Genomic DNA, 23,781 nt, shown 5'->3' with positions numbered 1-23,781 from the left:
GGAAGATGCCGCAGCGTACGTGGAAGCTGGCCGCCAACCAGTTCGCCATCATGTTCGGCGAGCGCTTCACCAACGCGATTACCTAACTACGAATTCTGGCCCCGCACACAGAATTTCTGACAGGTCCAGTTGTAGAGGTCCAGGCCCATATGCTGCCCCCAATGTTGACAACTTTGGGCTCCGCCCCCTCGTATCATTACAAAATGACCGCTCACTACCGTTCTAATCCGGAATCCGTTGTCCACTGATGAAAGCCCGCTTTTCGCAAGAACAGCGGGCTTTTTCGTTGCCCACGCCGATGGGTTACAAATTCGTGCCTTATTGCACGGTCAAGACGACCCCGTTACTCTTGAACACACGATGAGCACCCGCCGCACGACCCAGGATTATTTCTGCAGCATCGAGGTTGCCGTGGACTGCATCAGCGGGAAGTGGAAGCCGACGATCATCTACTACCTGAAGAACGGGCCGCTGCGTTTTACCGAAGTGGTGCGGTTGATTCCACGGGCATCGCGCAAGGTGCTCACCGCCCAGTTGCGGGAGCTGGAAGCGGGCGGCCTCGTTCGCCGCGAAGCGCTGGATGACGAAGTGCCGAAAGGCGTCGAGTACAGTCTGACGGAAGCGTCGCGCACGTTGCTTACCGTTCTGCAGTCGCTGCACGAATGGGGCATCGACCATGCCCGGCGCAACGGAATCGATTTATGTTTGCCTGACCAGGATCGGAGCACATGATGGTGATCGAGTATGTCCGCTACAAGATTCCGGCCGAGCAGGCCGACCAGTTCGTGTCCGCTTACGCGACGGCGGCCGACGCGTTGCACACATCCAGCCACTGCCTGGGCTTCGAGCTGAGCCGCTGCACGGAAGAGCCGACGTCGTTCATCCTGCGGATCGAATGGGATTCCATCGAAGGCCATATGGAGGGGTTCCGCAAGAGCCCCGAATTCCGCACGTTCTTCGCGAGCGTCAGGCCGTATGTCGGCAACCTCGAGGAGATGCGGCATTACGAACGGACGGCGGTGCTGTCGCGGGGCTGATTGCCCCTATTTGGGCTGGGTTCACGGCTTGGGTGCACGATCCCGCAACGGGGTGACTCAAGTTAGTGCGCGCGGGGATGGCAACCATGGACTGGGCTGGCACAGAATCTGCATTGGATGCAGTGTCAGCCGCCGTCGGCGGTCACACCGATCGGAGCCCAGCATGTCGTACGCAGAAGTACTACCCGTCAAAGCAACCGCCCCGTCCGAACCCAAGCTGTCCGGCGACGTGTTCGGCGCGCTGATCAACCTGTCCGGCCGGCGGCGCTTCACGTCCCAGCGGGTCGTACTGTATTCCGTGCTGGCATCGCTCGGCCACGAAGGCGCCGACAAGACCGCGCGCGACACGCTGGCGTCGTTCAGGGATGCGCACATCACGCTCGTGCAGGGCAAGCAGGGCTTGCCGGGCATCTTCTGCCCGCAATTGCACGACGCTTACTTCGGTAACCTGCAGGGAGACAAGGTCGTGCGCGACTTCATCGCCCTGGCCGAGAACACGCTGGACGCCATCGCCGGGCTGTCGCCCCGCGCGCCCGCGTTGCTCGACGAACTCGTCCGCACCGCGACGCCGCTGCTCAGCGTGCTCAACGCCCTGACGCTCGTGTACGAAGAACAGTCCAAGCGCCATGCCCAGCTGCAGCGCAGGCAGATGCAGGATCTGATGGGCGACATCAAGACCATTGCACGGCAGGCACGCATGGTCGCCTTCAATGCGCAGGTCGTCGCCGCGCGCGCAGGGCCCGTGGGCAAGGAGTTTGCCGTCGTGGCGAGCACGATGACGAACGTCACCGGCGAGATCGACGAGCTGGTGCAGACGGCGTTGGCGGGGGCGTTGACGTACTGATGCCGGCCAGTCGAGGGTTGACAGGCGTCCGCCGAATGCTGCTACGGCAGGATGTTCACGCTTCGAGCTTTGTTCACGCTACGTGAACAAGTAAAAAACGTGAACAAGCTCCCAACCCGAGCGGTGGCAGCACCCGTCCCCGGGCAGCGTCACGCCTCCACCTGCCCACTCAGCGGCACGCGGTTCAAGCGCACGTACGCATCCAGCACGTCCGTCTTGTGCACGGCCCCGAGCAACTCGGGGTCATCGATGCTGCGCACGGCGGGCAGCCGCTCGCCGAAATGGCGCATGAACTGGCGCAGCGCCTCGTCCAGCCCCATGTCGGCCGTGACGACGGGCAGCGCGTCGGCGCGTGCGATGTCGGCGCAGGTGCGGGACGCGGCCTCGTCCTGCTGGTACAGCGCGGCGACGTCGTGCAGGGCCACCGCGCCGCGATAGCGCATGGTGGCGTCGACGAGGTACACGTATTTCACCGGATGTTCGCGGAACAGCGCGGCGGCTTGCGCGACGGGCGCGTACTGCGGCAGGAAGGTGTCGGCCGGGCGGATCAGTTCCTGCATGCGGATCGCGCGCAGGCGCTCGCGTTCCTGCTCGTCGGCCGCGCGGCGTGCGGTGATCTCGTACATCGACGGCCCGTTCACAGCGCGCGCGACGCCGAACGCGACGACGCATGCGAGCATCAGCGGCAGCATCAATGAGTAACTGAGGGTCATTTCGAAGATCATCAGGATGGCCATCAGCGGCGCGCTCGTCGCGGCGGCCAGCACGGCGCCCATGCCGACGGCGACGAAGGCCGCCGGCGCCGCGGCCGTTTCGGGCGACAAGGCCTGCGGCACGAGCGCGAACAAGTGGCCCACCGCGGCGCCGACGAACAGCGTGGGCGTGAAGATGCCGCCGATGGCGCCGGAGCCGCTCGTGAGCAGCGTGGCCGCGATCTTGCAGACGAGGACCACGAGCACGGCCTGCCACAGCCATGACTGGTGCAGCAGCGCGTTCACGACGCTGTAGCCGTTGCCCCAGACCTGCGGCACCCAGATCGAGATCGCACCCACGCCCAGGCCCCCGAGCGCGAGCCGCAGCGGCAGCGGCAGTCGGCTCCCCGCGAACAGGCGGCGCGTACGCTGCAGCGCGTACAGGAAGGCCGGCGCGATCAGGCCCGCGAGCACGCCGAGGGCGACGAACCACACGACTTCCAGGTTGGCGATCGGCGCGAAGGCCGGCATCTCGTACGTGGGGTGGTAGCCGGGCAGCCGGCGCATCGTGATGTTGGCGACGACGGCCGCCACCATGATCGGGCCCAGGCTGTTCATCGTGATGGCGCCGAGGATGATCTCGGTGACGAAGAACGCGCTCGCGATCGGCGCGTTGTAGGCGGCCGCGATGCCGGCCGCCGCGCCGCAGGCCACGAGCAGGCGCAGGCGCACCGTGTTGAAGCGGGCGATGCGGCCGACGATGGACGCGGTCATCGCCGCCAGCTGGATCATCGAGCCTTCGCGGCCGATCGAGCCGCCGGACGCGATCGACAGCAGCGACGACACGCTGTTGACGAGCGTGAGCTGCACCGGCACCTTGCCGTCGCCGACGGCCACCACTTCCATGTAGTCGGCCCGCGCGTTGGCCGCGTGGCGGCGCGCCAGCACGAGCACGCAGCCGGCGCACAGGCCGCCGGCGCACGGCGTCAGGAGGCGTGCCTGCCACGACAGCGAGGTCGCGATCTCGACGAACGAGCCGCTGCGGCCGAATATCAGCGCCTGCAGCAGCGTGAGGCCGTCGCGGAAGACGAGTGTCGCCAGCGCGCCCACGAAGCCGACCAGCGCCGCCCACAGCAGGATGGCGTTGGCGCGCAGCAGTTGCGAGAGCCGCGTGCGCAGGCGGTCGGGTGGAGACGTGTTCATGGTGTGATGTGCGGCCTGGCGCGGCGTCCAGGCCGGTCACTATAGCATGCGGCCGGCATGGCCTCCGGCTCTGCGCCGCACGTCGGCGCAATGCATCGATGCCGGTTTTTTTGCGCGCATGATGTCGAAACGCGCGGCCTCCATTCGTCGTTGGCATGTGCAGCACCACCCATCAACGACTGAAGGGAACCGACATGGCAACGCAAGAACCGGTCAAGGGCCCCGCCTCGTACTTCCCCTCCATCGAGAAAAAATACGGCAAGCCAATCGCCCGCTGGATGCAGGTGATGGAGCAGGCGGGCCCGCGCAAGCACATGGAGCTGGTCGACCACCTCAAGACCGGGCACCAGCTCGGCCACGGCCATGCCAACGCGCTGGTCGCCGCCTTCCTTGCCAGGAAATAGCGCAACCGAATGAAAGCGATTTCATGTCGCAATTCCGCCGCGCTAGTTTAGTAAACCGACTAAACAACGTGTGATTTTTGAAAGCTTGTTGAAGTAGCCTCGCTTCCTTTGTATAAATTTTCCTGGGTGGAACGCAGTGCCCGTCGGATCCAGGCGGCATCTCCTCGTTTAGTAAATCGTCACGAGGCGATGCCGATGGGCACCCGAACGTTCCACACGTGATGAGAGACCTGCCACCACCACCACAACAAGCCCTTGGCAGGACACAACCAGGAGACCTACATGACGTTAAGAACCCCTCTCGCCGCACGGCAGCGCACCTGCCGCGCGACACCCATCGCCATCGCGGTGGCCACCGCATTGCTGACGGTCGCGCACGCGCATGCGCAGGACGCCGCGCCGCAAGCCGACAAATCCGCCGGCGCGGCCGCGCCGGAGCAAGTGGTCGTCACCGGCTACCGCTACTCGATCGAAAAAAGCCTCGACCAGAAGCGCGAGGCGAACTCGATCGTCGAAGTGATCACGGCCGAGGACATCGGCAAGTTCCCCGACAAGAACGTGGCCGACGCGCTGCAGCGCGTGCCGGGCGTGATCATCGACCGCAGCGGCGGCGAGGGCAAGAACGTCAGCGTGCGCGGCCTCTCGTCCGAGCTGACCCTGACGGAACTGAACGGCAACTACATCGCGACGGCCGAATCGAATGGCGACCCGACCCGTTCGTTCAACTACACGCTGATGCCGTCGAACATGCTGTCCAGCGCGGAGCTGTTCAAGACGCCGGAAGCGCGCATCGACGAAGGCGGCATCGGCGGCACCGTCATCCTGCACACGCGCCGCCCGCTGGACGTGAAGTCGGGCTCCGGCTTCGTCAATGCCGAGGGTACCTGGGCCGACACGACCAAGAAGACGGACGGCCAGTTCTCCGGCCAGTACGCGTGGCACGATGCATCGAACCGCTTCGGCGTCCTGGTGGGCTACACCCAGCAGAAACGCACGACGCGCACCATGGGCACGAGCACGGAAAACTGGCAGTGGTACGGCGACGACTACGACGCGCACCCGGCGACGGACGTCAACGGCAAGCCGTCCAAGATGGACAGCTACTGGTGGGGCCAGTCCGGCTTCTACGACCAGGCCGGCCACTACTACACGAACTTCATGATGCCGACGTCGGTCAACTTCAACGTCAAGACCGAGGAGCGCGAGCGCAAGGGCGGCCAGCTCACGCTGCAGTTCAAGCCGGTGCGCAACCTGAACCTCGTCGCCAACTACTTCCGCTTCGACCTGTCGCAGAACTCGCAGACGAACACGCTGAAGATCCCCGAGTGGAACCTGGCGCGCTACTCCGGCGACGGCAACTGGCCGGGCGGACGCATGCTCGACGGCCTCACGTTCGACCCGAGCCACACGATCGTCACCGGCGCACAGTACAGCGCCCACCCGGGCAAGACGTATTACTGCAGCGGCGACGCCGCGAAAGCCGGCGGCGTGACGAACACCGGCGGCTTCGGTCCGGACGATTGCACGATCCCGACCCCGCAGATCACGGGCAGCTTCAATCGCGAGAAGGCGCTGTCGCAGACGTTCGACCTCGAAGCGGATTGGCACGGCCAGTCGCTGGACGCCAGCTTCAAGGCGGGCCGCACGTGGGCCGGCGGCGGTCCGTCGCTGCAGTTTTCCATGCCGATCAAGCCGCGCATGCAGAATGCGGACGGCAGCTGGACGCTCGGTAACTACGCCAGCGCGTGGAGCCTCGCCGGCACGCCGACGATGACGTTCTCGCCGCAGCTGATGGACAACCTGATGAAGGGCATCGGCGAGATCGACCTCGGTTCGACGTCGTCGTCCTGGACGCGCAACAGCAACCAGCAGAAGTACGCGCAGGGCGACTTCACGTGGCACACGGACATGAACTGGATCGACTCGCTGCAGTTCGGCGCGAAGTACCGCGACGGCGGCATCCACCGCAACACAGGCAACAACTACTGGGTATGCCAGGGCGCGGACCCCACCAACTACGACAAGCGCTACCAGGCCGGCTGCGATCCGACCGCGAACAAGTTCCAGGCGTCGTACCTGTACGGCCAGTCGCTGCCGAACATCGCCGGCGGCATCAAGGCCAGCGCTTTCCCGGCGATTAACTACCCGGCCTACATCTCGTACCTGAACCAGACGTACGGCCAGATGCAGACGCGGAACGAAGACAACTTCGTGTACAACGTCAGCGAGAAGATCTCGTCGGCCTACGTGCAGGCCAACATCAAGACGGACCGCTTGCGCGGCAACGTCGGCCTCCGCTTCGTGCGCACGAAGCAGCATGCCGATTCGACGGACCGCGTCGACAACTACAGCGACTACTTCTTCAATGGCCCGAACGGCAGCCCGGCACCGTGCCAGGCGGGCGGCGCACCGGCCACCGGCGCACCTGCGGGCTCGGGCTGCGTCAGCGGCTTCACGACGCTGCCGGACAGCACGGCGCACACGCAGTCGTTCGTCGTCAGTGCCCTCGACCGCACGTACAACGACGTGCTGCCGAGCCTGAACCTCGCGTACGACCTGACCGATACGCTGCTGCTGCGCGCCGCGGCATCGAAGGCGATCTCGCGTCCGAGCTACTCGGACATCGCATCGCCGGGCGGCCTGCAGTACTACAGCCAGGAATACGTCAACGACCGCCGCCTGATCGGTGGCGGCGACCGGGTGGGCTGGTTCGGCAGCGGCAGCAACAAGAACCTCGAGCCGTACAAGGCGACCCAGTACGACCTGGGCCTGGAGTGGTACTTCCATCGCGGTTCCGTGCTCGGCGTCGACTTCTTCCGCAAGAACGTCAGCAACTTCGCGGTGCCCGTCGTGCAGAGCGTGAACATGTCCGTCGGCGGCCAGAACGTCACGGTGCAGAACTACTCGACGAGCGCCGGTGGCCGTGACGGCGTGTCGAAAGGCGTCGAACTGTACGCGCAGCACACGTTCGCCTCGGGCTTCGGCTTCCAGGTCAACTACACGTACAACAAGACGAACGAGGCGGCCATCACGCTGGAAGACGGCACCAACATCGGCACGTCGCCGCTCGTCGGCAGCGCGAAGAACCAGGCCAACGTCACCCTGTTCTACGAAACGGACAAGCTGCTCGCGCGCGTGTCGTACAACCGCCGCGGCGAAGTGGTCGATGGCCTCGAGAACGGCTTGAACGTGTACGAGGATCCGTACAGCCAGGTCGACGTGAACGTCGCGTACAACCTCACCAAGGAGCTGAGCCTGACGGCGTCCGTGCTGAACCTGACCCGCCAGGAGTCGCGTTCGCACCTGGGCAACGACACGCACGACCGGTTCTACTCGAACGGTTACGCCGGCCGCATCGCGTACGTGGGCCTGAACTACAAGTTCTAAGCCCGCAGCAACCTGCCTCCCCGCGCCCCATCCGGGCCGGGGAGGCGTCTTCTTTTGTGGAGACCTTCATGAGTACGCCTAATCGGATCAGCAGCATCACCATCGTCGGTGGCGGCAGCGCGGGCTGGATGGCCGCGGCGGCACTCGCCACCTATCTCGGCCAGGGCGCGACGATCCGCCTCGTCGAATCCGAGGAAATCGGCATCGTCGGCGTGGGCGAGGCCAGCGTCCCGCACATGAAGCAGTTCAACGGCCAGTGGTTGGGCATCGATGAAGCGGACTTCGTCAAGCGCACGCAGGCCACGGCGAAGCTGGGCATCCAGTTCAACGACTGGGCGCGCATCGGCGACAGTTATTTCCACGGCTTCGGCGCCATCGGCCGTTCGATCGGGCCGCTGCCGTTCCACCAGTTCTGGCTGAAGCTGCACCTGGCCGGGCGCGCGGGACCGATCGGGGACTACTCTCCGCAGACCGTGATGGCGCCGCGCGGCCGGTTCGCGCCCGGCGACCGCAATGCGTCCCCGCAGTCGCCGCTGGCCGACATCGGCTATGCTTACCACTTCGACGCCGGCCTGTACGCACGCTACCTGCGCGAGCTGGCGGAGCGCCGCGGCGTGCGCCGCATCGAAGGCAAGATCGTCCAGGTGAACCAGCGCGCCGCTGACGGCTACATCGAATCGGTGACATTGGAAAGCGGTGAATCCATCGGCGGAGAACTGTTCATCGACTGCTCCGGCTTCCGCGGCCTGCTGATCGAACAGACGCTAAAGACCGGCTACGTGGACTGGTCGCATTGGCTGCCGTGCGACCGCGCGCTGGCCGTGCCCAGTGCGAGTACCGCGCCGCTCATGCCGTACACGCGCGCCACGGCGCACGCCGCGGGCTGGCAGTGGCGCATCCCGCTGCAGCAACGCGTCGGCAACGGCCACGTGTATTCGAGCCGGCACATCAGCGACGACGAAGCCGCCGCCACCTTGCTGGCAAACCTGGACGGCGAGGCGCTGGCCGAACCGCGCCAGCTGCGCTTCACGACGGGCATGCGCAGGAAATTCTGGAACAAGAACGTCGTCGCGCTGGGCCTCGCCAGCGGCTTCCTCGAACCGCTCGAATCGACGAGCATCTATCTTGCCCAGTCGGGCATCACGCGCTTGCTGAGCCTCTTCCCCACGCGCGATCCGAACCCGCTGCTGGCGGAACGCTACAACAGCGAATCCGTCTTCGAATACGAGCGTGTCCGCGATTTCCTCATCCTGCACTACCACGCCACGCAGCGCGACGACACGCCATTCTGGAACCACTGCCGCACGATGGCCGTCCCGGACACGTTGCGCGACGCGATGGACCTGTTCCGCACGGACGGGCGCTACTTCCGCAACGGCGAGGATTTCTTCGCGCTGCCCAGCTGGGTGCAGGTGATGCTGGGCCAGCGCATCATCCCGCGCGGCTATCACCCCATCGTCGACGAGATGCCCGAAGGGAAGCTGGTCGACCACGTCGAGGGCGTGCGCGCCGTGCTGGCGCAGGCCGTCGGCACGATGCCCACGCACGAGGAGTGGATCGACCGGTACTGGAAGGCGTCATGAGCGGACTGCCACGATGGCTAATCGGCGTCGTGCTTGCTACCGCGGCAGCGTCGACGTTCGCAGGCGACGTCGTCATCGACCGGGGCTGGACGTTCCGCCTGGCGCCGGGCAACGCGCAACGGGCCGCGCACCCGGAAGCGGCATCCTGGCACGCGGCGACGGTGCCCGGCACGGTGCACACGGACCTGCTCGCGAACAAGGCCGTCCCCGATCCTTACGTGGGCGCGGCGGAAGCGGGCCAGCAATGGATCGGCCTCGCCGACTGGGAATACTGCACGACGTTCGACGTTCCGCGCGCCGCACTGACGGCCGCGCGCAGCGACCTCGTATTCGACGGCCTCGACACCATCGCGGAGGTCTGGCTGAACGGTGCCAAGGTGCTCGATGCGGACAACGCCTTCCGCACGTGGCGCGTTCCGGTGCAGGGCAAGCTGCGCGCGCATGGCAACGCGCTGCGCATCGTGCTGCATTCGCCGATCGCGACACTGCTGCCGCACGTGCAGGCGATGCCGCACAAGCTGGCCGGCAATTATCCATCTCCGTATGGCGATGAACCGGCGGACGCGATGACGGCCAACTTCGTGCGCAAGCCCGGCTACCACTATGGCTGGGACTGGGGACCGCGCTACGTCACGGCGGGCATCGTGAAACCCGTCGTGCTGCAAAGCTGGGACACGGTCCGCATCGATAACCTGCAGCTGCGCCAGGACCACGTCGATGCGGCGCGCGCCGACATTGCCGCCGTCGCATCCGCCGACGCCGCGCGCGCCGGCGCCGTCGACGTGCGCCTGTGGCAGACGACGCCCGGCGGCAAGCGCACGTTGGCGGCGACGCGGCGCGTCGACCTGCGGGCCGGTGCCAACCGCATCGAACTGCCCGTGCACGTCGACCGCCCGCAGCGCTGGTTCCCGAACGGCTACGGCGCGCAGCCGCTGTACCGCTACGAGCTGGCGGTGGGTGACGCCCGCGCGAGCGCGCGCACGGGCCTGCGCAGCATCGTATTGCGCCGCGACCCGGACGACAAGGGGCGCAGCTTCTACTTCGTCGTCAACGGCATCCCCGTGTTCGCGAAGGGCGCGAACACGATCCCGTTCGACATGTTCCAGCCGCGTGTGACGAAGACGCAGTTGCGGCGCGTGCTGCAATCGGCGCGCGACGCCAACATGAATTTCCTGCGCAGCTGGGGCGGTGGTTATTACGAGAGCGGCGACTTCTTCGACCTCGCCGACGAACTGGGCCTGCTCGTCTGGCAGGACTTCATGTTCGGCGGCGGCATGCCTCCGGCCTACGACGACACGTTCCGCGCGAACGTGATCCTTGAAGCACGCGACAACGTACGGCGGCTGCGCAACCATCCGAGCCTCGCGCTCTGGTGCGGCAATAACGAGGAAGAGATCGCGTGGAAGTACTGGGGGCATGGCGAGACGCTGAAGGACGCCGATCCCGTCTTCGCCGACAAGGTATGGAAAGGCTATGTGCAGTTGTTCGGCACGGACCTGCGCAAGGTGGTCGCGGACGAGGGTGGCGGCATCGCCTACTGGGCCAGCTCGCCCGGCGACGACCTGGCCGACGTCGCCAACACCCCGGCCAGCGGCGACATGCACTACTGGGAAGTGTGGGGCAACCCGGCTTACCCGCCAGCGAAGTACCTGGAGATCACGCCGCGCTTCATGTCCGAATACGGGCTGCAGGCCTGGCCGGTGCAGCGCACGATCGACGCCTTCGCCAGGCGTGACGAGCAGGGCATCGCCACGCCCGTGATCGAGGCGCACCAGAAGTTCATGGCCGGCAAAGGCAACGAGCGCCTGATGAAGTACGTCGACTACGAATTCGGTGCGGCGGCGGACTTCGACCGGTTCGTCTACCTGAGCCAGGCCGCGCAGGCCGAAGGCATCGAGCTGGCGGCCCTGCACCACCGCGCCAGCCGGCCGTACACGATGGGCTCCCTGTACTGGCAGCTCAACGATGTGTGGCCGGGCGCGTCGTGGTCGAGCATCGACTGGTTCGGGCGCTGGAAGGCGCTGCATTTTCACGCGCGCCGTTTCTATGCGCCGGTCGCCGTGGCCGCGCTGAGGGGCGCCGATGGCAAGACCACCGTCACCCTGCTCAACGATCGCACGCACGCCGTGCACGGGGAGCTGCGCTTGCGCGTGCTGACACTCGACGGTACCGTGTTGCGCGACGAGCGCAAGCCGGTCGACCTCGCGCCGCTGGCGGCGGCGAGGGCGGCCCACTACGCCGATGCGGATTTGCTCGGCGACGCCGATCCCGCATCCACCGTCGCCGTGTGGGACTTGCGCGCCGATGACGAGCCGGCATCGCGCGGCGTCGTGTACTTCAAGCCTGCGAAGGAGATGCACTGGCCCGACCCCGGCCTGCACGTGGACGTGCGCCGTGCCCGCGCGGGCTATGCGCTCGACCTGCAAGCGACCCGGTTCGCGCGTGCCGTGTGGATCGACGCGGGCGACGCCGAGCTGTCCGACAACGCGCTCACGCTGCTGCCGGGCGAACGCGTGACGGTGAACGCGGCGTCGGCGGCCGGCCTCGCGGCGCTGCGCGCGTCGTTGCGCGTGCGTTCGCTGGCGGACGCGCTGGCGTTTACTAAATCGCGCTAAAAACCGCAGTGTTTCGTGGATGTCGATTGACGCTGCAGGCGGTTGCTATAAAAGTGATGAAGACAAGATTTCAAGGAGACATATCGTGACCCGTTTTTCCCCATTCAAGGCGGCCCAGCGCGGCCTGTGCATCACCCTGTTCGCGCTGCTGCCCGCGATGTCGCAAGCGGCGACGCCGGCGCTGCGCCCCGTCAGCACCACCGAGTCCGCCGCGCTCGCGCAGCGCGTGAAGGACGAGATGCGCCATGCCTGGCAAGGGTATAAACAGTATGCCTGGGGCCACGACGCGCTGAGCCCCTTGAGCAAGAAGCCGCGCGACTGGTATGCGCATTCCCTGTTGATGACGCCCGTCGATGCGCTGGACACGCTCGTCATCATGGGCCTGAAGACGGAAGCGGACGAGGCGCGCGAGCTGATCGCGACGCAGCTCTCGTTCGACCAGGACATGGAAGTGCAAAACTTCGAGATCACCATCCGCCTGCTGGGCGGCCTGATTTCCGCTTACCAGTTGACGGGCGACGACCGCCTGCTGGCGAAGGCGGACGACCTGGGCCGGCGCCTGCTGCCCGTGTTCGAGTCGCCGACCGGCCTGCCGTACACGCACGTCAACCTGCGGACGGGGAAGGTGAGCGGCAAGGTGAGCAACCCGGCGGAGACGGGGACGCTGGTCCTCGAATTCGGCATGTTGAGCAAGCTGACCGGCAAGCCCGTCTACTTCGACAAGGCCAAACGCGCACTCGTGGAAACGTACCAACGCGCATCGAAGGATGGCCTCGTGGGCTCGGCGATCGACGTGGAGACGGGCAAGTGGGTCAACACGGACGCCCACATCGGCGGCGGCATCGACTCCTATTACGAGTACCTGTACAAGTGCTACCGCCTGTTCGGCGACGCCGAATGCAAGGCGATGTGGGACCACAGCATCGCGGGCGTGAACAAGTCGCTGGCCGACAAGCGCGACGGCGCCCTGTGGTACGGCCACGCCGACATGAACACGGGCCGCCGCACCGCCACGCAATACGGCGCGCTGGACGCGTTCATGCCCGCGCTGCTGGCGCTCGGCGGCGACGTGCCGCGCGCAACGGCGCTGCAGGAATCCGGCCTGCGGATGTGGCGCGTCGCCGGCGTCGAGCCGGAAGCGCTCGATTATGCGCGCATGAAAATCACGTCGCCGGGCTATGCGCTGCGGCCGGAGATCATCGAATCGGCGTACTACCTGAACCACTACACGGGCGACGCGCGCTACCGCGCCATGGGTCGCGAATTCTTCGAGGCGTTCGTACGCTACTGCCGCACGGACGCCGGCTACGCGGCGCTGAAGGACGTGCGCACCAAGGTCCAGGAAGATTCGATGGAGAGTTTCGTCTTCGCCGAGACCTTCAAGTATTTCTACCTGCTGTTCGCGCCGAAGGAGGCGCTGGACTTCGATGCCGTCACGTTCAACACGGAGGCGCATCCGCTGCGCCTGCCGGCCGCGCATTGAAAGGGGAACGCGCATGACCGGTTTCCCAACCCCGTTCCTGGCCGCGCTGCTTGCGGCGCTCATGCTGCCGCTGGCGGCGCAGTCGGCGCCCAAGCTCGATGCCACGCCCGTCAACACGTTCATCGGCACGCAGGACGAAGGCAACACGTTCCCCGGCGCGTCGGCGCCGTTCGGCATGATCCAGGTCGGTCCGACGGGCGAGCATTACGCTGGCTGGCGCTACAGCGACACACGCATCCGCGGCTTCGGCCACTCGTACCTGTCCGGCGCGGGCTGCTGGGAACAGGGCGGGCAGCTGCAAGTGCTGCCGGTCACGGGGCGCATCGGCCCCGGCGGCGATTTCGACACCGCGAAGTCGGACAGCTTCGACTACAAGCGCTATGCGGCCGGCTACACGCACGACGGCGAAGTCGGGCAGGCCGGCTATTACAAGGTGCGGCTGACGAGCTACGGCGGCATCACGGCCGAGACGACGGCGCTGACCCGCGCCGCGGCCGAGCGCTACACGTTCGCAGCCGGTGCCGACACGGGCCATGTGCTGCTCAACGTGGGGCAGGCCAACGAGCGCCATTCGGTCGTCGGCAGCGAGCTGCGGATCGTGGACGATCGCAGCGTGGAAGGCCGCATCACGACGAAAAGCTTCTGCGGCGGCGCGCAGTACACGACGTGGTTCCGCATCGTGTTCGACCAGCCGTTCGTCGCCCACGGCATCTGGGACGACCGCGGCGGCTGGCCGAATGCGCAAGGCCCCAGCCAGCAGGGCGACAGCCGCCCGCATGGCGCGTGGCTGACGTTCGACTTGAAGCGCGGACGGGCCGTCACGGCGGTCAGCGCGATCTCGCACGTGGATGCCGACGGTGCGCGCGCGAACCTGCAGGCGGAAGGCATGGCGGGCAGCCGGCCGCTCGCGTTCGATGCGATGCGCGAGACGGCGCAGGCGGCGTGGCAGCGCGAACTGGCGAGTGTCCGCATCGACGGCGGCAGCCGGGACGACCGCACGGTGTTCTACACGGCGCTGTACCACGCGCTGCTGCAGCCGCTGACGGGCAACGACGCGGACGGCCGCTACCGCGGCTACGACGACGCGATCCACACGGCGAAGGACTGGACGTATTACGAATTCTTCTCGCTGTGGGACACCTACCGCGCGCAGAACCAGCTCCTTGCGCTGCTGCGCCCGCAGCGCGCGCGCGACATCGCGAACTCCGTGCTGAAGATCCGCGAACAGGGCGGCTGGCTGCCGCGCTGGGGCTACGCGAACTTCGAGACGAACGTGATGACGGGCGATCCCGTCACGCCGTTCCTCGTCGACCTGTGGCGCTATGGCGCGCTGAAAGGCCGCGAGCGCGAGGCGTATGCCGCGTTGCGCGAGAACGCGTTCGGCGTGCCGCCGCAGCGCATCCGCGCCCAGGGCCGCGCGGGCAACCCGGGCTATCTGCGCCAGGGCTTCGTGCAGTACGACCGCGCGTTCGTCGCGAAAGGCATGGACATCGATCCGCACCATGGCGCGTCGGCCACGCTGGAATACTCGTTGTCCGACAGCGCGCTGGCCGCGATGGCGAAGGCGCTGGGCCATGCCGACGATGCGCGCGTGCTGGGCCAGCGCGCCCTCAACTGGCGTAACGTGTGGGACGCGAGCGTGGTCGACACGGCGACCGGCCTGCGGGGCTTCCCGCGCCCGCGCGTGCAGGACGGCAGCTGGTTCGCCGACGTCGGCGGCGGCTACGATCCGCGCAGCGAGCGTGGCTTCCACGAAGGCACGGCGTGGCAATATCAGTGGCTCGTGCGCCAGGACATCCCGGGCCTCGCCGCCGCGATGGGCGGCCCCGCGCAGGCGCTGCACCGCCTCGACCTGTTCTTCGACTACGACGCGCTCGCAAGCGACCCGCAGGCCGTGCGCAAGTCGTGGGTCGTGGGACCGTACAGCTATTACAGCCAGTTCCGCTACAACCCGAACAACGAGCCGGACCTGCACGCACCGTGGGTCTACACGTTGCTGGGCCAGCCGTGGAAGACGACGACCGTGCTGCGCGCGGCGGAAACGCTGTTCGGCAACGGTCCCAGCGGCGTCACCGGCAACGACGACCTGGGCACGATGTCGGCCTGGTATCTGTTCAGCGCATTGGGCCTGTATCCCGACACGCCGGGCAGCGGCCGTTTCCTGCTGCACGCGCCCCGTTTCGCGCATGCGGAAATCGATCTGCCGCAGGGCCGCGTGCTGCGCATCGACGCGCCCGAGGCCAATCCCGGCGAGCGCCGCTTCGTGCACGCGGTGAACTGGGCGGGCAAGCCCCTGTCGCGCGTGTGGCTCGACTGGGAACAGCTGCAGGCGGGTGGCACGCTCGGCTACACGCTCGCGCCGCAGCCGGAGGCGGCGGGCTGGGGCACGCATGCGCGCGACCTGCCGACGCGCTGAGCCGTTTCACAGGCGTGCCGGCCGGCATGGTCGGGCACGCTGTCGACAAAATTTACGGAACAGCGAGCGACCGCGTGCCTAGCCAGCACGCATGACGGGCTACGGGTGCCGATGGCACGAACGATGCTTGAAAAAGAGGCACACTTTTTCAGTCCGAACGAAAGGAGTCGATGATGAATATCGGAACGAAAGCTCTGAAACTCATTGGTGCCGGCCTGATGTTCCATTGCGCCGTCGCGCACGCCGGCCCGTATGTCTTTTCCACCGGTGTCGTGGACGGCCGCATGGCCGCGTTGTCCCGGCCGGGGGCGTCGGAAACGGAGACGGCCGACGACTTCATCATTGCACAGCACACGAACATCACGCACGCGACGTTCACCGGCCTGCTCACCAACGACGTGCCGCTGTCGTCCGTCACCGACGTCCAGGTGGAAATCTATCGCGTGTTCCCGAAGGATTCCAGCACGCCGCCGTCGGGTCACGTCCCGACCCGTACCAACTCGCCGTCGGACGTCGCCTTCGATACGCGCGCGCTCAGTGCATCGGGTCTGACCTTTACGACCAGCGTGCTGGCAACGGGCTTCACCGCCCTGAACTCCGTCGTGAACGGCATCAATCCGCTGCCCGGCCAGACGACGGGCGGGGAGGGCCCCGTGACCGGCACCGAGGTCCAGTTCACCGTCGATTTCGCCACGCCGTTCGATCTCGCGCCCGACCATTATTTCTTCGTGCCGCAGGTCGCGGTCACGGGCGGGAATTTCCTCTGGTTGTCCACCCCGCGCCCGATCGTCCCACCGGGCACACCGTTCTCCCCCGACCTGCAATCGTGGATCAGGAACGGGAACATCGCGCCCGACTGGCTGCGGGTCGGCACCGACATCGTGGGCGGCACCCCGGCACCCACGTTCAACCAGGCGTTCACCTTGACCGGCGCGACGATACCGATCCCCGAGCCGCTGTCGGCGGGCCTCGTCGCGATCGGCCTGCTCGCGCTGGTGCACCACAGGGCGCGCAGGGCGCGGCGCTAGTCAGCGCTGCCCCTTGCCCGTCGCAGCCCACCAGATGCCGCCCATCAGGTGGGCCAGGTATTGCGGGTCGCGGTACATCTCGACGTTGTGACCGAGCAGCGTGACGAACACGCGGCCCTGTTCATGGCGGTGATACCAGGAGACGGGGTGGTCGCGGCCCATGCCCGTCGCGACCTGGCCCGGCCAGATGCGCGTGGGGTCGTAGCTCGATTCGTCCACGTTCAGCACGGGGTGGATGGCGACGTTGTACGGGTTCGTCGTCTCGTACCACTCGTCGCTCCAGATCCAGCGCGGCGGGATGCCGAACGTCGCGGGAAAGCCCCGGTCGACGACGTCGACGGCGGCCGTCTGCAGGAACGGGTGAATCTTGAAGGAGCGGCCCACGAGCTTCTCGTACCACACCCACCCGTTCGGCGGCGTGATCGCGGCGCGGTGCACGACGACGGCGTTGCCGCCACCGCGCATATACGCTTCGAAGTGCGCGCGCTGCGCCGCGTTCAGCTCTTCGCCCGGCGTGTTGAGGAAGACGACGGCCGCGTACTGCGCCAGGTCGCCGTCGAACGCCTCGGTCTTGTTCGTGTACGTGAACTCGAACGCGTGCAGCTTGGCCAGCCGTTCCAGGCTGTCGCGCGCGACGGGGATGTATTCGTAGTGGTATTTGTTGGGGATGGCCAGCACGAGCAGCTTGTACTGGCTGTCGGCGTGGGCGGATGGCGTGGCCAGCACGGCTGCCGCTACCAGGGCCGGCACGATGCGGCGTCCTGTCATGGTGCGGGCACGCCTTCCGGCTTCCTGCCATTGCGCGGCACGAGCCAGCCGCCGTCGGACAGCCAGTCGGACAGGCGATCGGGCCAGTGCTGCAACGAGACGCGCTCGCCGCGCTGCCCCATGTTGAACGCGTGGTCCGTGTCGGCGTACAGGTGCAGCTCGGCCGAGACACCGGCCTTCACGAGCTGCTGGTACAAGGTGAGGCTCGGCGCCAGGCAGCACGCATCGCGCGAGCCGGCGACGAGGAACGCGGGCGGTGCCTTGTCCGCGGCCTGCGCGGGCGTGCCCGCGTCGCCCGGATACACGAGCACCTGGAAGTCCGGGCGCGCGCTCAGGCGGTCGACCGCATCGGGCGTGCCGCGCTGCGGCGGTTCGGGATTGTCGGCGACGAGCGACACCAGTTCGCCGCCGGCCGAGAAGCCCATGACGCCCACGCGCTGCGGATCGACGGCATATTCGGCCGCATGCGCGCGCACCCAGCGCACGGCGCGGCGCAGGTCGGCCGCACCGTCGCGTGCGACGGAGTAGCCGGCGGAATCCGGGCCGTGCGCGAGCCGGTACTTCAGCACGAACGCCGTCACGCCGATGCGGTTCAACATCCTGGCCGGCAGCAGGCCCTCGTTCTCCATGACGAGCAAGTAGTGCCCGCCGCCGGGAGCGATGACGACCGCGGCGCCGTTCGCATGGCGCGGGTCGGCCCGCAAGACGGTCAGCGACGGGTCGTGCACATTGGTGGGATACGCGCCGTCGACGAGCCGTTCGGGTTCGTTGCGGCGCTGTTCCGAGCCCGGCGCGCCGTCGGGCCACAGCTTGACGACGGGCGGCGCGGGCTTCGCGGGTTCGGCGGCGCATGCAGGGACGACGCAGGCCAGCGCCAGCGCGGCGGAGAGGATCAGGCGTTCAATCGACATGGCTCGTGTACAGGCTGTGGTGGGTGAGGATGAAGAGTGTACGTCCGTCGGCGCCGCCGAAGACGAGTTGCAGCGGGCGTTCCGGCACGTCGATGCGGCCGCGCGCCTTGCCGTCCGCGCCGTACACGAACACCTGGCCGTTCGCCACGTAGACGTTGCCGTCCGGGCCGAGCGCCGCGCTCTCGCCGCCGCGGTCGGCCACGGGTTTCAAGTCCGTGATCGCGCCACCTTCACCCATCAAGCCGCTGAACGTGCGGTTCTCGGAACCGTTCGTGAAGACCACGCGCTCGCCCACGCGCGCGCTGGTGAAACCGTGCGTGTCGAGCGTGTCGGACCAGCGGTACCCCAGGTGGTCCGTCGGCCCCTGGCGCGTGACGCGGTACGCGGGCAGCACGAGACTGCCGTCCGGCGACACGTATTCCTGCGCCTTCGGCTTCGCCACGTCGCGCGCGAACATCTCGGCCAACGTGGTGAACTCGTAGGTCTTCGGATCGATCTGGTCCTGGAATTCGCCGTTCTGCCAGAAGTTGACGGGCACCGCGACGCGCGCATCCGCACGCGCTGCGACGGCCGTCGGCTTGATCATCGTGACCCCTTCCGGCGTCGGCGGCGCGTCCGGCTTGAACGCGTACACGGAGGCGCCCTGGCCGTAGTGCGACAGCACCATCACGTTGCCGCTGCGGTCGATGGCAAGGTTGATGGGGTCGAGCGGTGCGTCGCGCACGATCTCCAGGCCGCGGTCCTTGCTCCACGCGTGGATGCGCTTGAAGTGGCGGTCGATGAAGTACAGCTTGCCCTTCGCGTCGACGGCGCCGCCGGCGATCGAATAAAAACCGTCCGCGACCTTCTCGATCTTGCCCATCGGCGCGGGCGCGCTCGCCTGCGTGCCCGTGTAGTCGAGGATGGCGAACTCGCGCTCGCGCACCTGGATATCGTGCGTGACGTCGACGATGGCGTTCTCGTACGGGTATTTCGAGGCGCGCGCATACGTCGTGCAGCCGTTCTCGTCGCAGGTGGCGAAGCCGCTCTCGCCATTCACGTGCACGTTCCTGAACCGGATGTCGCTGGAGTTCGCGATGCGCACGGCCGTCAGCGCGGGCTTGATGGAGCGGGTGACGCGGTAGCCGTGGTAGTTCGCGAACAGGATGTTCTTCGAGTTGCGGATGTCGAGCGACGTCGAGTCCATGCCGTCGCGGACTTCCTCTTCGGTCTGCGGCGCGTAGAACGACCAGTTCTCGACACCGTCCAGCACGATCTCGTTGCGGATGTGGTGTTCGGCCGAGAGTTCGTACACGCGGCCCGGCGTCTTCGTGTTCGTCACGTAGAAGCCCGCCTGCGCATAGCCGCTGGGCGACCAGATGCCGGTGAACGTGCCGCCGCCGCCGTCCGTCACCCAGACGCTCGGGTACTGGCGGTCCCACCACAGGGTCGTGTCCCATCGTTCGGTCTTCTTGTACGGATCGGCGCGCGTGCCGTCGTACAGGCGCGTGCCGTGGCCGCCCTGGATACGCACGTCGTCCACGAGGGACTGTTCGCCCGCGCGCCACAGCAGCGCGACGGCGCGGTTGTTGACTTCACCCGTCGCGAGGCCGATGCCGGACACGATGCCCGCGCCGCCGCGCGCGCTTTCGAGCAGCGCCTTCGGCGTGTCGATCCCCTGGAACATGGGCGAACCGTTCGGCAGCACGAGCTGTGTGAGGCCCGGATGCAGGCCGACGATCACGGTGTCCGGCTTCATGTGGATCGTGTCGTTGACCATGTAGAAGCCCTGCGGCAGGTAGACGACGCGGCGGCTGTCGATGGCCTTCTGGATGGCGGCGGTGTCGTCCGCGCGGCCGTCGCCCAGGGCACCGAAGCTGCGCACATTGGCCCAGTCTTTCGTCGTCGGCAGCGGCTTCAGGACGCGCCGCGGCGTGGCCTTCGCGTTCAAAGGCGCCGTCTTGTACACGGTCGTGAAGCGGCCCGGCACGCCCAGCTGCTCGAGCTTCATGCCGTAGTTCAGTTCCGTGACCTCGTACGCGCGGCCCGCGCCCGCGAGGGTCTTGCCGCTGTCGCGAAAGCGCGCGAACGTCGGCACGTTCTGCGCGGACGCATGCTCGAACGCGATCTGCGTGTAGACGTTGTCCTCGTTGCTGATGACGACGGCGGCCTTGCCCACGTTCTCGAAGCGGACGTTCTTCGCGTACAGCCAGTCGCCGTAGCCGCGGTCGATGTCGATGCCGATGGGGGTGTCGCGGATGTCGACGTTGTCCAGTGTGAGCCCGGCCTCGTGCTCGCGGATGGCGGCGTCGCGCTGGCCGTCGAATGCGGCATCGACGAGCGTGAACTGCCACGCGGGCGACGTCTTCTCGGCGAGGATGCCGTAGCGGCCGCCGTGGAATTTGAGGTCGTACGCGATATTCCCCACCTGGTAGACGCCCGCGAGGCCGCTGCCGATATGGAAATCGATGTGCGACAGGTTCGAGTGCTGCGCCGTGTGCATGCGCACGCCGGTGGCGGCCGGGTTGCCGTCGCCGATCTCGAAGTCCACGTTCGACAGCACGGAATAGAAGGTGGCGGAGTTCGCGTCGCGCACGTCGTGCTGCGCACCGACGGCGCCCGCGACGGGCATCGGTACCTTGCCCACCGTGTACTGGTCGCCGCCCGTGAAGATCACCATGTTCGCGACGCCCTGCTGGAACCCTGGCGTCTTCGGCGCCAGCACGAACACGGGCCGCGTCGCGCCCACGCCGTACACGCGCACGGCGAGCGGGATCAGGATGCTCTTCGTGATGCGGTAGCGGCCGGACGGCAGGAACACGACGCCGCCTTCGCCCTTGTTGGCGGCGGCATCGATGGCTTGCTGGATGGCGGCGCTGTCGTCCGTCTTGCCGTCACCTTGCGCATGCACGACGATGGCGTGCGGATCGTCGGGCATGGTCTGGAAGGCGGACACGGACGCCGCCTCGCCGGGCGAGGCGCACGCAAGCAGGGCCGCCGCCGCGAGCGCGCGCGGCAGCGGAAAACGCGTAGTCTTCATCATTGTTATCCTTATTCTCAGGCGACGAACAGCGACAGCAACAGTACGAACAGCAGCCCGAACACGCCGACGAGGGTCTCCATCATCGTCCACGAGCGGAACGTATCCCTCAGCGAGAGACCGAAGTATTCCTTGAACATCCAGAAGCCCGAATCGTTCACGTGACTGAACATCAGGCTCCCCGCGCCGACGGCAAGCACCATCAGGTTCGGATTGACGCCGGAGCTTTGCACGAGCGGCCCGACAACGCCGGCCGCCGTGATGCCGGCCACCGTCGCGGAGCCCAGGCAGACGCGGATCAACGTAGCGACGGCCCAGCCGAGCAGCAGCGGCGGCACCGGCATGTGCGCCAGCTGCGTGCCCAGTTCCGCGCTGACGCCGGACTGCGTCAGCACTTCCTTCAGGCCGCCGGCGCCCGCGATGATCATGAGGATCGGCGAGATCTCGCGCAGCGCGCCCGCGGCGCTGTCCGTCACGCGGGCAAGCGGCAGGCCGCGGCCGATGCCCAGTGTGACTGCCGCGACGCCGTACGACAGCAGCATCACGACGAGCGGGCTCGCAAGAAAGCCGAGCGGCTTTGCGAGGTCCGGGCGGACGAGGGTGACGAGCGTGAGGGCGCCCAGCAGCACGACGGGCAGCAGCGCCGTCGCGAAGCTGTTGAAGGTGCCGGGCAGCGCGCTGTCCGGCACGTCCTGCTGCGGCTGGCGGAACATCGGCGCGGGCTCGCCACGGATGTGCTTCAGCGACATCGCAAAGATCGGCCCCGCGATGATCAGCGTGGGAATCGCGACGACGAGGCCGTACAACAAGGTCTTGCCCATGTCCGCGTGGACGGCGACGACGAGCGCCGTCGCCGACGGATGCGGCGGCAGGAAGCCGTGCGCGATCGACAGGCCAGCCAGCAGCGGCATGCCGAGTGCCACGGCCGGCCGGCCCGACTGGTACACGAGCGAGAAGATCAGCGGGATCATCAGCACGAAGCCGACGTTGTAGTACAGAGGCAGGCCGACGACGAAGCCGGTGACGGTCATCGCCACCGGGAGACGGTGCATGCCGAGTTTATCGACGAGGCTCGTGGCGATGCGCCGGGCTGCGCCGGTGTCGGCGATCAGTTTGCCGAAGATGGCGCCCAGGCAGATGACGACGACCAGTGACCCGAGCAGGTCGCCGATCCCTTTTTCGATGGCGCCCGGGATCTTCGCGGCGGGCATCCCGAGCATCAAGGCGGCGACGATGGCCGCGACGACGAACGCGATCAGGGGCTGGATCTTGCCCCACGCGATCATCACCGTCAGCAGGCCGACGGCCAGCAGTACGGACAGCAGATTCCACATGGCGGCCTCCGTCAGGCGTTGTCGCGCAGGCTGCTTTGCGGGGCGGGCGGTATGCCGCACGCGCTGGCGAGGTCGATCAGAGTCCGTTCTAGTGGTGTAGGCATGGTGTCTCCATTATTGGTGTAGGTGGCGTGCCGTCTCGAAGGCGGACGACTGGGCCGGGATGCGACGACGCTGTGCTGCGGTGATGCCGTATGTTCAGTCCTTCCTGTCAGTCGATTCGATGATGCTGGCCACCAGCGCATCCGGTGGCTGGGTCGTGTCCAGGGTGAGGCCGGCCTCGCCGGGCTGCAGCGGCTCGAGGTCGCGCAGCTGGCTGTCCAGCAGCGAGATCGGCATGTAGTGGCCGATGCGCGTCTGCATGCGCGCGGCGATCATGCCGCGCGGGCCTTGCAAGTGGGCGAAGCGCAGGTCCGGATCGGCCTGGCGCAGCAGGTCGCGGTAGCGCCGCTTGAGCGCCGAGCACGACACGACGATGCCTTCGCCCCGGGCGCGCGCCGCGGCGATCTCGCGCGCCAGCGCGTGCAGCCAGCCGGCGCGGTCGTCGTCCGTCAGCGGCTCGCCGGCCGACATCTTGATCACGTTCGGCGCCGGGTGGTAGGCGTCGCCCTCGATGAAGGCCACGTCGAACGCCCGGGCAAGGGCGGCGCCGACGGTGCTCTTGCCGCATCCGCAGACGCCCATGATGACCCAGCGGCGCCCGTGGTCCGGCTGGTCGGCTATATCGCTTGGTGATGCCATGCTGTCTCTCTTTCCGTCAATTCGAAGCAACCGTTAGCGCTATCATTTGCGCTAAGTCTTCAATATGGCGGCGGATTTGTAAAGGGGTATTCGTGTTGCATAGCGAAACGGGTGCAGGTGCCGGTCGGATGATTGGCCTGACACGCGGCGCGGATGCATGCCGTTTCAGAGGGGTGCAACTGTGTCCCGTTGGTAGCGCTATCAATGGTGCATAGCCGCACGGATGGGTAAGGTGTGGCGTTTACGACACCATTGCACGGGCGCGTCGCGATGGCTTGACGAGTCCCCGCTCTTGCAGCGAACGGCCGAGAAAGGG

The 23,781-nt window shown here is 67.0% G+C and carries 16 protein-coding genes; 10 read left to right on the top strand and 6 right to left on the bottom strand.

The genetic code is table 11. The annotated features are described in order from the left end of the window. Positions 1-360 precede the first annotated feature (360 nt). The 3 genes from HAV22_RS29010 (at position 361) to HAV22_RS29000 (ending at position 1,881) form a co-directional block, all read left to right on the top strand. Positions 361-732, top strand: a complete 372-nt coding sequence (locus tag HAV22_RS29010; protein ID WP_166864714.1) for a winged helix-turn-helix transcriptional regulator — start codon at positions 361-363, stop codon at positions 730-732. Further along, the gene (locus tag HAV22_RS29005; protein WP_208296419.1) at positions 729-1,037 is read left to right on the top strand and encodes a putative quinol monooxygenase; all 309 of its coding nucleotides are present in this window, start codon (positions 729-731) and stop codon (positions 1,035-1,037) included. The genes HAV22_RS29010 and HAV22_RS29005 overlap by 4 nt, the downstream gene beginning before the upstream one ends. A 163-nt stretch (positions 1,038-1,200) precedes the next feature. Continuing rightward, positions 1,201-1,881: a methyl-accepting chemotaxis protein gene (locus tag HAV22_RS29000; RefSeq protein ID WP_166864711.1), complete on the top strand. Its 681-nt coding sequence runs from the start codon at positions 1,201-1,203 to the stop codon at positions 1,879-1,881. 149 nt (positions 1,882-2,030) lie between these two features. Here the strand turns inward: HAV22_RS29000 and HAV22_RS28995 are convergent, their stop codons facing one another. Beyond that, positions 2,031-3,776: a ClcB-like voltage-gated chloride channel protein gene (locus tag HAV22_RS28995; protein WP_166864709.1), complete on the bottom strand. Its 1,746-nt coding sequence runs from the start codon at positions 3,774-3,776 to the stop codon at positions 2,031-2,033. 194 nt (positions 3,777-3,970) lie between these two features. Between HAV22_RS28995 and HAV22_RS28990 the strand changes: the two genes are divergently transcribed. From HAV22_RS28990 to HAV22_RS28960, 7 genes are all read left to right on the top strand, one after another. Next, positions 3,971-4,180: a DUF4287 domain-containing protein gene (locus HAV22_RS28990; protein ID WP_166864706.1), complete on the top strand. Its 210-nt coding sequence runs from the start codon at positions 3,971-3,973 to the stop codon at positions 4,178-4,180. Between the two features lie 282 nt (positions 4,181-4,462). After that, positions 4,463-7,567: a TonB-dependent receptor gene (locus HAV22_RS28985; RefSeq protein WP_166864703.1), complete on the top strand. Its 3,105-nt coding sequence runs from the start codon at positions 4,463-4,465 to the stop codon at positions 7,565-7,567. 68 nt (positions 7,568-7,635) lie between these two features. After that, positions 7,636-9,150 (top strand): tryptophan halogenase family protein, encoded by a 1,515-nt coding sequence (locus tag HAV22_RS28980; RefSeq protein ID WP_166864700.1) that lies wholly within the window; start codon positions 7,636-7,638, stop codon positions 9,148-9,150. After that, positions 9,147-11,765: a beta-mannosidase gene (locus HAV22_RS28975; RefSeq protein WP_166864698.1), complete on the top strand. Its 2,619-nt coding sequence runs from the start codon at positions 9,147-9,149 to the stop codon at positions 11,763-11,765. The genes HAV22_RS28980 and HAV22_RS28975 overlap by 4 nt, the downstream gene beginning before the upstream one ends. Before the next feature lie 85 nt (positions 11,766-11,850). Further along, entirely contained in the window at positions 11,851-13,248 is a 1,398-nt protein-coding gene (locus HAV22_RS28970) for a glycoside hydrolase family 47 protein (protein ID WP_208296418.1), read from the top strand. Positions 13,249-13,261: 13 nt separating this feature from the next. Beyond that, positions 13,262-15,664: a GH92 family glycosyl hydrolase gene (locus HAV22_RS28965; RefSeq protein WP_166864695.1), complete on the top strand. Its 2,403-nt coding sequence runs from the start codon at positions 13,262-13,264 to the stop codon at positions 15,662-15,664. 170 nt (positions 15,665-15,834) lie between these two features. Continuing rightward, on the top strand, positions 15,835-16,692 hold the full coding sequence (locus tag HAV22_RS28960; RefSeq protein ID WP_166864693.1) for a PEP-CTERM sorting domain-containing protein: 858 nt from the start codon (positions 15,835-15,837) through the stop codon (positions 16,690-16,692). Here the strand turns inward: HAV22_RS28960 and HAV22_RS28955 are convergent, their stop codons facing one another. The 5 genes from HAV22_RS28955 to HAV22_RS28935 all read right to left on the bottom strand — a co-directional run bounded on the left by HAV22_RS28955 (position 16,693) and on the right by HAV22_RS28935 (position 23,465). Then, a complete protein-coding gene (locus HAV22_RS28955) occupies positions 16,693-17,460 on the bottom strand; it encodes a ThuA domain-containing protein (protein WP_166864690.1) in 768 nt (255 codons plus the stop codon). After that, positions 17,457-18,371 carry an alpha/beta hydrolase gene (locus HAV22_RS28950; protein WP_166864687.1) on the bottom strand — a complete coding sequence of 305 codons (915 nt, stop codon included), beginning with the start codon at positions 18,369-18,371 and terminating at the stop codon, positions 17,457-17,459. Before HAV22_RS28950 ends, HAV22_RS28955 begins: the two co-directional genes overlap by 4 nt. After that, positions 18,361-21,393 carry a glycosyl hydrolase family 28-related protein gene (locus HAV22_RS28945; protein ID WP_229421492.1) on the bottom strand — a complete coding sequence of 1,011 codons (3,033 nt, stop codon included), beginning with the start codon at positions 21,391-21,393 and terminating at the stop codon, positions 18,361-18,363. The genes HAV22_RS28950 and HAV22_RS28945 overlap by 11 nt, the downstream gene beginning before the upstream one ends. 14 nt (positions 21,394-21,407) lie before the next feature. Further along, positions 21,408-22,724 (bottom strand): GntP family permease, encoded by a 1,317-nt coding sequence (locus HAV22_RS28940; protein WP_166864684.1) that lies wholly within the window; start codon positions 22,722-22,724, stop codon positions 21,408-21,410. 198 nt (positions 22,725-22,922) lie between these two features. Then, on the bottom strand, positions 22,923-23,465 hold the full coding sequence (locus HAV22_RS28935; protein WP_229421491.1) for a gluconokinase: 543 nt from the start codon (positions 23,463-23,465) through the stop codon (positions 22,923-22,925). Positions 23,466-23,781: the final 316 nt, after the last annotated feature.

The organism is Telluria antibiotica (assembly GCF_011682055.1).
GTDB lineage: Bacteria > Pseudomonadota > Gammaproteobacteria > Burkholderiales > Burkholderiaceae_D > Telluria > Telluria antibiotica.
The sequence above is the reverse complement of the archived record's forward strand: the minus strand, read 5'-3'. Positions and strand labels throughout refer to the sequence as shown.

Bases quoted from the DNA above. Each gene is read 5' to 3' on its own strand.
- HAV22_RS29010 (WP_166864714.1), top strand. From the start codon at position 361: ATGAGCACCCGCCGCACGACCCAGGATTATTTCTGCAGCATCGAGGTT.
- HAV22_RS29005 (WP_208296419.1), top strand. From the start codon at position 729: ATGATGGTGATCGAGTATGTCCGCTACAAGATTCCGGCCGAGCAGGCC.
- HAV22_RS29000 (WP_166864711.1), top strand. From the start codon at position 1,201: ATGTCGTACGCAGAAGTACTACCCGTCAAAGCAACCGCCCCGTCCGAA.
- HAV22_RS28995 (WP_166864709.1), bottom strand. From the start codon at position 3,776: ATGAACACGTCTCCACCCGACCGCCTGCGCACGCGGCTCTCGCAACTG.
- HAV22_RS28990 (WP_166864706.1), top strand. From the start codon at position 3,971: ATGGCAACGCAAGAACCGGTCAAGGGCCCCGCCTCGTACTTCCCCTCC.
- HAV22_RS28985 (WP_166864703.1), top strand. From the start codon at position 4,463: ATGACGTTAAGAACCCCTCTCGCCGCACGGCAGCGCACCTGCCGCGCG.
- HAV22_RS28980 (WP_166864700.1), top strand. From the start codon at position 7,636: ATGAGTACGCCTAATCGGATCAGCAGCATCACCATCGTCGGTGGCGGC.
- HAV22_RS28975 (WP_166864698.1), top strand. From the start codon at position 9,147: ATGAGCGGACTGCCACGATGGCTAATCGGCGTCGTGCTTGCTACCGCG.
- HAV22_RS28965 (WP_166864695.1), top strand. From the start codon at position 13,262: ATGACCGGTTTCCCAACCCCGTTCCTGGCCGCGCTGCTTGCGGCGCTC.
- HAV22_RS28960 (WP_166864693.1), top strand. From the start codon at position 15,835: ATGATGAATATCGGAACGAAAGCTCTGAAACTCATTGGTGCCGGCCTG.
- HAV22_RS28955 (WP_166864690.1), bottom strand. From the start codon at position 17,460: ATGACAGGACGCCGCATCGTGCCGGCCCTGGTAGCGGCAGCCGTGCTG.
- HAV22_RS28950 (WP_166864687.1), bottom strand. From the start codon at position 18,371: ATGTCGATTGAACGCCTGATCCTCTCCGCCGCGCTGGCGCTGGCCTGC.
- HAV22_RS28945 (WP_229421492.1), bottom strand. From the start codon at position 21,393: ATGATGAAGACTACGCGTTTTCCGCTGCCGCGCGCGCTCGCGGCGGCG.
- HAV22_RS28940 (WP_166864684.1), bottom strand. From the start codon at position 22,724: ATGTGGAATCTGCTGTCCGTACTGCTGGCCGTCGGCCTGCTGACGGTG.
- HAV22_RS28935 (WP_229421491.1), bottom strand. From the start codon at position 23,465: ATGGCATCACCAAGCGATATAGCCGACCAGCCGGACCACGGGCGCCGC.